Consider the following 11,652-nt stretch of genomic DNA (forward strand, 5'->3'; position numbering starts at 1 on the left):
GCAGGCTCGGCCAATTCCGGCAATGATTCCTCGCTGACCTTCGGGCTTGGCGGCTTTGGCGGCGCCGGCAATCGGGCCGATACGGTCGATGTCGAGCACCATGGCGATGTCTTCGTCGAGGGCGAGCAGTCGGTTGGCGTGCTGGTCCAGAGTGTCGGTGGCGGCGGCGGCGCCGGCGGTCTCAATGTCTCCGGCAATATGGCGCTGGGCTCGTCGAACGGCTATGCAGTCGCGATCGGCATTGGCGGCTTTGCCGGCGGCGGCGACGATGCGGGCAATGTCAGCCTGGTCAGCACCGGCAATGTCGTGGCCCGCAACCAGGCCGAGCCGGGCGCTGGCGTTCCGGATGCGCCGGAGTTGACCCGTGACCTGGGCAATACCACCGGCATTCTTGTGCAGAGCATTGGCGGCGGCGGCGGCCAGGGCGGGGTCAATATCACCGGCGTCGCCTCGCGCGGCGGCAATCCCATTGCGGCAGGCGTCGGCGGTTTCGGCGGCTCCGGCGGCAATGCCGGCACGGTCAGCGTCACGCGCGGCTATAATGTGCCACGCACGGGCGGTTCCGGACCGAGTGGCGAAAACACTGGCGTCATCCAGACGTTCGGCGATGATTCCTTTGGCCTGATCGCACAATCGATCGGCGGCGGCGGCGGCGATGCCGGAATGAATTTCTCCTTCATCGGCTCGCGCAATGATGGCAGCGGCGCCAAGGCGGCGAATATTACCATTGGCGGCGACGGCGCCGGAGCCGGTTTCGGCAATACGGTGACTGTCGACCACTTCGGCGTGATCCTCACCACCGGCCAGGATTCCGTCGGCTTGCTGGCCCAGTCGGTCGGCGGCGGCGGCGGCAATGCCAATTACAATCTCGGCCTGGGTTACCTGTCCGATGAACAGAAGGCCTTCTCCTTCGACATGGGCGGCGGCGCCGGCGCGGCCGGTACCGGCGGGGCCGTGTTCGTCAATCACAATGGCACCATCGTCACCGAGGGCGAGGATTCTGTCGGCCTGCTGGCGCAATCGCTCGGCGGCGGCGGCGGCAATGCCGCCTTCGACCTCGTCGAGGCGCTGGAGGATATTGGCTTCGAGGAATATCTCGGCGGTGGCGGCGGCGATTCGCTGGACATTTCGATCGGGCGCCGCGGCGGAGCAGGCGGTTCGAGCGACCGGGTCGATGTCTTTGCCGACGGGTTGATCCAGACTTCCGGCCAGCGTTCCACGGCCGTGCTCGCACAGTCGATCGGCGGCGGCGGCGGCAATAGCGGCACTACATCGGTCGGCGCGTCTGTCGGCGGCGAAGTGAATGTCGCGGTCGGGCTGGAGGGCGGTACCGGCGCCTTTTCCGGAGACGTCGCAGTCAGTTCGGCGGCAAGCATCTATACCGAGGGACAATCTGCCCACGGCATCCACGCCCAGTCCATTGGCGGCGGCGGCGGGGCTGGCGGATCTGCCGGCAATTTCCGCGCCCAGGCCGAACAATCTCTCGCAATCGCGGTCGGCGGCAGCGGCGGCAGCGGCAATATCTCGGGCCGGGTCACCGTGCGCTCTGATGGTCTCATCAGCACGCTGGGAACCGATTCCGACGGCATTCTGGCGCAGTCCATCGGCGGCGGCGGCGGGACGGGCGGCAATGCCCGCACCTTCTCAAACCAGTCCGGCGGCGACGCCGACAATGGCTCGGTGACGATGACCGTCAATGTCGGCGGCAGCGGCACCAACGGCTCGGCGGGCAATACCGTCGATGTCATCAATACCGGCTATATCTTCACCGCCGAAGCGGACTCCAACGGTATCCGTGCCCAGTCCATCGGCGGCGGTGGCGGCAATGGCGGCCTGGCCATCAATGGCAGCCGCCAGGGCAGCGGCGACAGTACGGATGCTACGTTCAATCTCGGCGGCAACGGCGCTGTCGGCGGACCGGGCCGTGCGGTCACGGTGACCAATGAGGGTCTGATCTCTACCGGCGGGGCCAATTCGACCGGGATCACGGCCCAGTCGATCGGCGGCGGCGGCGGCAATGCCGGCCTGGTTATCGACGCGGTATTCGGCGGTTCCGGTGGTGCAGCGGCGCGCCGGACAGTGATGAATATCGGTGGAACCGGCGGCGCGGGCGGCAGTTCGGGCGACGTGACAGTCTTCAACCGCACCACGGCGGCGTCCGATTCCGGGCAGATCTACACCACCGGCAGCAAGGCCTACGGCATCTTCGCTCAGAGCCTGAGCGGCGGCGGCGGCAATGGCAGCTCGATACTTGCCTTCACGGCGCTGGCCGGCGCTCCCGGGAGCAGCGTGCTGGGGCTCAATATCGGCGGCCAAGGCGGTGTCAGCGGCACGGCGGGCAATGTGCGCGTCGTCAATGACGGCTTCATCCAGACAACGGGCACCGAGGCGCACGGCATCTTCGCCCAGTCGGCTGCCGGCGGCGGCGGCAATGGCGGGCTGGTGCTCTCCGCGGCGGGTATCGTCGGTGCAGGTCCCGGCGGCGCTTCGATCATCGCCGTCGGCGGCCAGGGTGGCGATGGCGGCAATGCCGGCAATGTCACCGTGGAAAATACCGGCAGCATTGTGACCTATGGCGCACGGGCGCATGGCATCCTGGCGCAGAGCGTCGGCGGCGGCGGCGGCAATGCCCAGCTGGCAATCGGTGGTGGTACCAATGGCGTCACGCAAGCGGCGTCCGGAGCGTTGAACACCCTGCTCGGCGCGGTCAATAGCAGCTCGGGCGGGCTGGGCGGAACGGTTGTCGTCAATCATACCGGCAACATCACTGTGATGGGTGACGGTGCCCAGGCGATCAAGGCGGAAAGCATCAATGGCGGCGGCGGGTCGGTGACCTTCGAGATCGTCGATGTTCTGGCCTCGATCCCGGGCGTCAGCAAGGTGATCAGTCTCGCGGAATCCGCTTTCAGCTTTGCGCGCCTGGGCGCCACGGGCGTGAGCGACATGGCTTCTGGCAGTGTGCTGGTGGAGACTTCGGGCACGCTCGGTGCGGGCGGCGATAATGGTGCCGGCGCGGTGGGCCAGTCCATCGGCGGTGGCGGCGGGACCAGCGATTTGCGCTTGCAGCTCGCCAGCGAGCCAAGCTCGCAGGCCGGATTAGGCGCGGCGGCGCCGGCGGCTGAAACCCCGGGCATTTATGCCGTTTTGGGCGGCGTCGGTGGCGTCAGCAATAGCGGTGCCACGCTCACCACCGGCCACACCGGCGGCATCCTCACCAACGGGGCTAATTCCATGGGCCTGTTGATGCAGTCGATCGGCGGCGGCGGTGGCCGTTCCAACATCTTTGTCGATGCAGTCGCAGGCTCGCGCCTGGGTGAGATCGGCGTCGTGCTTGGCTCGACCAATGGTACGATCGAAGCCGGCGGCGCGGTCACCCGGCTGCAAGCCGGCCAGGTTTCCACGACCGGCAATAATGCGACTGGCGCCATTCTGCAGAGTATTGGCGGCGGCGGGGGTTCGTCCTCGGTCACATTGATCGGGGCCGGTGCTGCCGGTTCGACCATGCTGGCCTCGCTGGGCAGCGATGGCGGCACGACGCTCGATGGCGGCACCGTCTCGGCGCGCTTCTCCGGCGGCATCTTCACCCAGGGCGCCGGCTCGACCGGTCTGCTGGCGCAATCGATCGGCGGCGGTGGCGGCGAAGTCCGTGCCAGCGGTGTCGGCACGCTCGAAGCCACGCTGGGCGGTCTCAATAATGCGTCCGGCGATGGCGGCGACGTGCTGTTCATCAATGATGGTGCGATTTCCACAGCCGGCGACGGCTCGCACGGCGTGCTGTTGCAGTCCATTGGCGGCGGCGGCGGCGTTGTCCTTACCGATGCGCAGACGTCCGTTGTGCTCAATGATGGCGGTGTCGGCGATGGCGGGGCAATCAGATTTACCCAGGCCGGCGATATCATCACCGGCGGCCAGGCAGCCTTCGGCATCATCGCCCAGTCGCTCGGCGGCGGCGGTGGCTGGGTTGATGGCGGCTTTGCCGGTTCGGCTGGCGGCGCTGGCCGTGGCGGGGCGATCGACTTCGCCATTGACGGCACGGTCTGGGCTGTTGGCCTGGACGCAACCGGCGTGTTTGCCCAGAGCATCGGCCGCGATGGCGCTGGTAATATTCTCGGCCAACTGTCGGGCCTGGTGCGTGGTGGTAGCGGCACGGGCCGCGGTCTGTGGATTGATGGCGGAGCGAACAACGTGTTCACCTCCTCCGGTTCGATCTCGGCAGTGTCCAATCTCGCCATCGAAGCCAGCACTGGCAGTGATGCGGTGATCAATACCGGACTTGTGGTCGGCAATATCGATCTGGGTTCGGGGATCAATTCCTTCGACAACCGCGCCGGTTCGACCTTCATCGCGATCAACTCCATCGATCTGCGCGATCCGGCGCCGGTCATACAGACGCCACTGTTTGCGGTTTCGGCCGAACCAGTCATGGCCGATCCCGTATCGGCTGAACCCGTCGTGTCCAAGTCCGGCACCATGGTGATGGACGGGCTCGATCCGTCCCATCTGGGCCAGGTGAGCGATGCTGTCGGGGCGGTCGGTGCGCCGGCTCTGGTCAATCTCGATCAGGCGATGGCGGCCCTCGACACGATTGCGGCGCCTGCCTCGCAGACCATGATCAGTCTCGACCAGGCGATGTCGAGCCTCAACCGGCTGATGACGGCCCCGGCCCCGGCAAGCAATAAGATTGCGGTGATGGATCTGTCACCGGTCACGGACCCGGCTTCGCTTGATGGCGGCCTGGCGATGGTGGGCGGCGAGGCCCAGGCGCCCCGGCCCGAAGTAGTCACGATTGCCAGGGGTGACGCGCCCGTGGTGATGGATGGGCTCGACCCGAGCGCCGCGGCGACTCTGGTCGATGGCGGGGCCGAAGCGGCTCAACCTGAAGCGATCACGCTGCCCAAGGGCACAGCGCCCGCAGTGATGGATGTGCTCGATCCGGGCGCCACGGCGATGTCGATCGATGGCGGAGCCCCAGTTCAGCTCATGGGGGCAGCGGGTCCGGCGGTTTCGGCCCCGGCGCTCAATGCGGCAAGCTTCAGCAATTCCGGTGACTTCCAAATGGGCCTGTCGGCCTCACGGCTGCCGATCGATCTGCTCAACGGGGCCGAGTTCGAGAATTTCGACGCGATGGGCGATCCGCAGACCAACCTGCTTTACGGCGTACGGGTGATCAATACCGTCGCGCTGGATGGCCATTTCGAGCAGACCGCGGCCGGACATCTGGCCTTTGATGTCGCCTTTGGTCCCTATGCTTCCGATCATGTCGATGTGACCGGCACGGCGACTGTGGCGGGAACCGGCGACGTTATTTTGACCTGGCTGGAGACCGATGCACCGGTGACCTTGTTTGCCACTGCCGGGGGCGGGTTCGACAACGGGTTGGCGATCACCGACACGCTGGCGGTCGACTTCTCCATCGAAGCCGACGCAGCCGGCGTGCATTTGCTGATCGATACCGATTTCGGTCTGCCGAGCCTGAACCGGAATGGTCGGGCGCTCGGCGGCCACATGGACTCGGCGATCCAGGCCGGCGGTTCGGCCGGGATTGGCCGACTGATGGCCTTCCTCGGCAATATGCAAGAAAGCGAAGTGGAGCTGTACGAGGCCGTGTTTGCCGAACTCAATCCGGAACCGCACCTGGCGGCGCTGCAAGGCCAGCTGGCTTCGGCCAACACCATGTCCGGTGATCTGTTCAATTGCGGTTCGGCCGTCAGTTCCCGGGATGACCAGTGCGTCTGGAGCCGTCTGGTGCAATCCTCGCGCGACCGGACGTCCAGCTTCGAAAACCTCGGGGTTGATAGCGGCTCGACCCGCTTCAGCGGCGGCTTCCAGCAGCCGCTGGGCCATGACTGGTCAGTGGCGGTCGCGATCGGCTATGAGCAGATCAATGAAACCATGATCGATGGCGGTCGCGCCAAGTCTGACGGCCAGGGCTTCACGGCCGGACTCGGGCTGGAGCGGCAGAATGCCGACGGCCATTATTACGGCGCTTCGGTGTCCGGGGGCTGGTCCTGGCTTGAAACGGCGCGTTCGGTGAGTGTGTTTGAGCCGGGCCTCGGCCTGTCGGAACCGCAGACTGGCCATGTCCGCCTCGACGCACATGTCGGCAATGTCTTCCGCACCGGTTCGGTCTTCGCGAATCCGTCACTGGGTCTGGGCCTGACGGCACTGCGTCATAGCGGTCTGACGGAGACGGGCCTCGACGGTCTCGGTGTCCAGGTGATCCGCGACACTCAGCTGATCGCTTCGCTCAACCCGGTCGTGCGGCTGGGCCATGTCTTCCATGAGAGCGATACCGCCCAGGGCGCGGTCTCGCTGACCGTGGGGGCCCGGGTCAGCTCGAGTGACCGGGTGGAACTGCCGATCCGCTTCACCGGCGCCAATCCGACCGCCGCTCCGGCAATGATCGGCACAGTGCTCGATGAGGTCGTCTACCAGCTGGGCGCCGACATCAGTATTGTCGATGGTGATCGGGTCAATGTCAGCTTCAGCTATGGCGGCGAGTTCGGAGCGAATACCGAACTCCACCGAACCGGTCTCGACTTCCGCGTGCGGTTCTAGCGCTGCCGCAAACCGGCGCTTGTGGGCGGCAAACCGGTCAGGCGTGTTGTCAGGGGAACTCGCCTTGAGGGCGGGCGCAGTTCCCTGGAGCGGGAACGTTTCAGGATGAAGCGTTTCCTGAGGTATTGCGCATTGGGTAGGCGAAAACGCACCGAGCAGGCTTCCAAGGCGCAGCCTTGCGGCCTCTCGGGTGCGATTCTGGGCTTTGCGCGCGAGGTGTTTGAAGCGTCACGGGTTTTCGGGAGGCAGGAACAACCACTTGCCCCTGGACTGCACCCCGTCCGTGAGTCCCGGTAGCTGGGGACAGTGGGTTTGCATCATCTCCCGGGCTGCCGGTTGGCGGCCTGTGGATCGGATGCGGTTTCGAACTCGACCGGCGAGGCATAGGCCAGAGCCGAGTGCAGACGCTGGCGGTTATGGACCGTTTCGATGAAGCTGCCGATCTTCTCGCGCGCCTCGTCCAGATCGCGATAATCGGCGGCTTAGACCTCCTCGCGCTTGAGCGTTTTCATGACGCTTTCCGCCATCGCATTGTCATAGGGGCAGCCGGGCCGGCTCATCGAGGGCTGGATGCCGGCACGCTGCAGTCGCCCGATATAGTCGCCGCAGACCTATTGCACGCCGCGATCGGAGTGGTGCACCAGTTCGCCGGCCACCATGTCGCGCCGCGCCAGCGCCATCTCGAACGCCTCCAGCGCCAGGTTGGCACGCAGATGACTGGCCACCGCCCAGCCGACCACCTTGCGGCTGCGAACCAATTGGGACAGGTACAGTTATTCAAGACGCTTCGGAAATTCATCTCAGCTCGGCCATCGGTCCACACCCGCTTTAGCCACGAACCTCACCTAAACCACAGAGAAACATTCAAGCAGAACCGATCCGCAGCCCTGGCTGAATGGCGTCAACTCGCGGACTGATACTAGGATAAAACCCGGCCCTTCGAGACCGATCCGGTTTCGTCTGAAGACACCAAAAATCACTCCAATCAGATCTTGCAGAAAAGGGGCCGTCCACACATGGCAGAACCCCATCGTGGGCCAGTCGGGGTTTCCAAACTGCGGCGCTTTGGCTCGACGAAACCATTCTCGCAATTCGATCTTCAAGTGGGACGGCTGCCGGTAGCGTGAGGTGGTGCGTGCAAAGTGTGAACGCTCCGGTTTTCTTCGGTGCTTCTAAATAATTTTATGCGTCAGCGGTTTAGCGAGCGTATCGGGCGTGGGGAAGCCCTGTCCGCGTTAACAGAACACGCTTGGAGCCGACAATTCCTCATGCCGGATAATTCGAAGCTGAACATACTCCCCTTAGGAGAGTCCGGTTGATTTGGTTTCAAAATACAGACTAACGTCAAACTTCTGGGGGGATGCCGACTTCTTCGGCAATCCAAAAATCATCGTGAAACCGATCGCCAAGACTGCCCGATCCGACGACGGAGGGGTCTTGGGTGACTTGGGAATCCGTGGGCCGAGTATGGCCCCGAATTGGAGACTGACATGGCGAAATCCATCAAAGGCGGCAAGAACGACGATACGCTCACGGGTACGGAGCGTGACGACAAAATTGATGGCAAGAACGGCCATGACACGATCTTCGGTCTCGGCGGTGACGACAAAATCAAGGGTGGTGCGGGGGACGACGTCATCGATGGTGGCGCTGGCGATGACGAGATCGATGGTGGCAAGGATAACGACATCATTGATGGTGGCGCAGGCCATGATGAAATTGATGGTGGTCAGGGCGATGACTATCTGACCGGTGGCCTCGGCAATGACGAAATGGTCGGCGACAGCGGTGCTGACACGCTGTTCGGTGGTGACGGCAATGACGCCATGTATGGCGACAGCATCAAGGGCAGTGGCAGCGGCGGGTCCGGCTCTGGTGCGCCGGTTTCCTTTGACGATTATCTCGACGGTGGCGCGGGCGACGACCTCATGGTCGGTGGCCAGGGGAATGATACGCTTCTCGGCGGCACGGGCGATGACGTGCTTTGGGGAGACTCGGTTGTCAGTGCGGGCTCGGGTTCAGGCAAAGGCTCGGGCAAAGGCTCGGGCAAGGGGTCGGGCAAAGGTTCGGGCTCCGGCAAGGGCTCGGGTTCGGGCGACACCGGGAGCTTTGATGACTACCTCGACGGCGGCGCCGGTGACGACCAGGTCCATGCTGGTATCGGGAATGATGTGGCCGCGTACACGGCGGCGGAGAATGTTGGCGCGACTGACCGCTATGTGGGCGGTGACGGGATTGATGAGCTGTCGCTCTTCCTGACCGGAGAGGAATACGCTGCCGCGGCGGACGAGATTGAGGCCTATCGTCAATTTATCGCTGCCAATACCAATGCGTCCACGGGTGAGGCCAATAGCAATGCCTTCACCTTCTCAAGCTTCGGGCTGACAGCAAGTGAGTTCGAAAGTGTCAATGTTCATGCGACAATCGATGACGCGGCCAGCATTGGTGAGGATGCCGGGGCAACGGCATTCGTCTCGGTCCTCGACAATGACCTTGGCAATGCGGATGTTACCGGCGTCGCTGTGGTGGCAGGTACCGAACCTGCAGAGGGCGTTCTCGTCTTCAATGATGATGGCACCTACTCCTATGACCCGGCTGGAGCGTTCGAAAGCCTCGCGGCGGGTGAAACCGCGACCGTAAGCTTTGATTATCAGGTGACTTACGCGAACGGTGCCACCAATACGGCTACCGTCACGATCACGATTACGGGTGCGAATGATGCGCCTGTTGTGACGTCGGCGGTTTCCAGTGGCGGTGTGACTGAAGACGATCTGGTCTTTGAAGGTGAGGCGGCCGACGCGACGCCGGTCATTCAGGAAGGTGTGCAGGGCGAGGTCCAGCTCATCGACCGGGGCGACCTTCGGATTGCGCCGAACGAAAATCTTGGCAATGAGGCCCTTCCCTCGATCACGATTGAAGGCTCTGTGTCAGCGGCGGGCGAGCAGGACAGTTATGCGATTTCGCTGACGGCCGGCGAGATTGTCACGCTGGATATCGACTTTGCGGCCGGCCTTGGCGACCCGAATGTCCAGACGCCGGGGTATCCGGCCGGATTCGGTCTGGACGCGCTGATCTATATCTATGATTCAGAAGGCAATCTGCTCAACAGCAATGACGATGCGGTTCTGGCCTCGGGTGGAGCGGGCTCGATCTTCACGCAGGATTCCTATCTTCAGTTCACCGCGCCTTCGGATGGCGAGTACACGATTGTTGTCACCAATTATGATGGTGCGCAGTCCTTCGGTGACTACACGCTGCAACTGAGCGTCGATAGCGCATCCAATGGCGATCTGACTGACAGTGGTACGATCACCTTCGATGATGTCGACCTGTCCGATGCCCATGCGGTGTCCGTAGCGGCCAATGGCGCCGATTATCTGGGCGAGCTGACCGCCATTGTGTCGGATGCCTCGACGGGTGACGGTTCCGGCGAGGTCACATGGACCTTCGCGGTCGGCAATCCGGCGGTCCAGTATCTGGGCGAAGGCGAAACACTGACGCAGAGCTACACCATCACGATTGATGATGGTCAGGGCGGCCAGGCGACGCAGGACGTCGAAATCACGATTACCGGCAGCAATGACGCGCCGGTCATCAATACAAGCTTCGCGCTGGGCGATACGGTCGAGGACCAGATCTCGGAAGCGTCCGGCATTCTCGAATTCTCCGACATTGACCTGAGCGATAGCCATATTGTCTCCTTCACGCCGGTGGACGAGGGCTATTACGGTTCATTCGAAGCGTCGGTTCTGGATGCCTCGACCGGTGATGGCGAAGGTCAGATCGCCTGGTCGTTCGCGGTGGATCCGGCGGATGTCCAGTTCCTGTCGGAAGGTCAGCGCCTGCTTCAGCGCTATATCGTCACGCTGGATGACGGCAATGGCGGCGTGACCCAGCAGCTGGTCAATGTCCGTATCTTCGGCACCAATGACGCCGTGGAAATCACCAGCGCAGTTGACAGTGCTGATGTCGTGGATGCGCCCGATGGACCGCCGGCAGTGTCGGATGCATCTGGTACGATCGAGTTCGGTGATGTCGATAATTTTGATGGTCACTTTGTGGAGTTCTTCTCCAATGAAGGTGATCAGATGGGAGATTTCTACGCCTATCTGACGGATGACTCCTTTGGAGATGGTGCTGGCCAGGTCGCCTGGGATTTCTATATCGACCCCAACCAGCTCGACGCTTTGGGCGAGGGTGAAGTCTTCACCCAGACCTATACGGTCGCCATTGATGACGGGCGCGGCGGGCGCGCGGAGCAGGTTGTCACAATCAACATTGTTGGCACCAATGACGCGCCGGTCGCTATCGCGCTGGATGCGGGTGTTGTTGAGCAGAACCAGGGCTATATCGGCCTGAACGTCCTGTCGGTTGTGAGCGATGTCGACACGAATGACACGCTGACGCTGGACAGTGTGCTGTCGGTTGAGACGTCCAACCCGGACCGGACCTTCGACTACTTCATCGACAGCAACGACATCATCGTCGACACGGGCTACTTCAATGACCTGGCCGAGGGCGAGCAGGAGACGGTGACAATCACCTATCTTGTCTCGGACGCGTTCGGCGGAACGGTCGAGAACACGGTGACCTTCGTCGCCGAAGGCCGTAATGACGCGCCGATCACCTTCGAGATCTTCAACGAGATCAGCGAAGATGATGGCGGCTTCGCGTTCAACCTGATCTCCGGCGGCTATGTCTATGACATCGACAATGGCGGCTTCCTGGACGCCAGCAACTCGGCCGGCTTCACCATCACCGACGCCCAGATCGCGTCGAGCAATGGTGACCGGACGGTTCAGTACACGCTGGATGGATCGACGGGTGCGTTCTCGCTTGATCCGAACCAGTTCACGGACCTGGCCGAAGGCGAGAGCGAGACGGTCACGCTGACCTTCAACGTGGTCGATGACTTCGGTGCGAGCGTGACCAACACGCTGACCCTGGTCGTCAATGGTGCGAATGATGCGCCGGTCGCTATCGCGCTGGATGCGGGTGTTGTTGAGCAGAACCAGGGCTATATCGGCCTGAACGTCCTGTCGGTTGTGAGCGATGTCGACACGAATGACACGCTGACGCTGGACAGTGTGCTGT

The 11,652-nt window shown here is 63.1% G+C and carries 4 protein-coding genes; 2 read left to right on the forward strand and 2 right to left on the reverse strand.

Translation table 11 applies throughout. The features are described 5' to 3' along the window. On the forward strand, nucleotides 1-6,558 hold a 6,558-nt coding region (locus QZZ02_RS09250; protein ID WP_291843887.1), incomplete at its 5' end, for an autotransporter outer membrane beta-barrel domain-containing protein. A gap of 317 nt (nucleotides 6,559-6,875) precedes the next feature. On the opposite strand, the gene QZZ02_RS15065 is transcribed toward QZZ02_RS09250, so the two are convergent. Together QZZ02_RS15065 and QZZ02_RS15070 are read right to left on the reverse strand one after the other, a co-directional pair. Further along, entirely contained in the window at nucleotides 6,876-7,022 is a 147-nt protein-coding gene (locus QZZ02_RS15065) for a hypothetical protein (RefSeq protein ID WP_366511524.1), read from the reverse strand. A gap of 18 nt (nucleotides 7,023-7,040) precedes the next feature. Then, nucleotides 7,041-7,154 carry an integrase core domain-containing protein gene (locus QZZ02_RS15070; RefSeq protein WP_366511525.1) on the reverse strand — a complete coding sequence of 38 codons (114 nt, stop codon included), beginning with the start codon at nucleotides 7,152-7,154 and terminating at the stop codon, nucleotides 7,041-7,043. 894 nt (nucleotides 7,155-8,048) lie between these two features. Between QZZ02_RS15070 and QZZ02_RS09255 the strand changes: the two genes are divergently transcribed. Beyond that, the coding region (locus QZZ02_RS09255; protein WP_291843888.1) for a VCBS domain-containing protein at nucleotides 8,049-11,652 on the forward strand (3,604 nt) is incomplete at its 3' end.

The organism is Maricaulis sp. (assembly GCF_015665295.1).
Lineage (GTDB): Bacteria > Pseudomonadota > Alphaproteobacteria > Caulobacterales > Maricaulaceae > Maricaulis.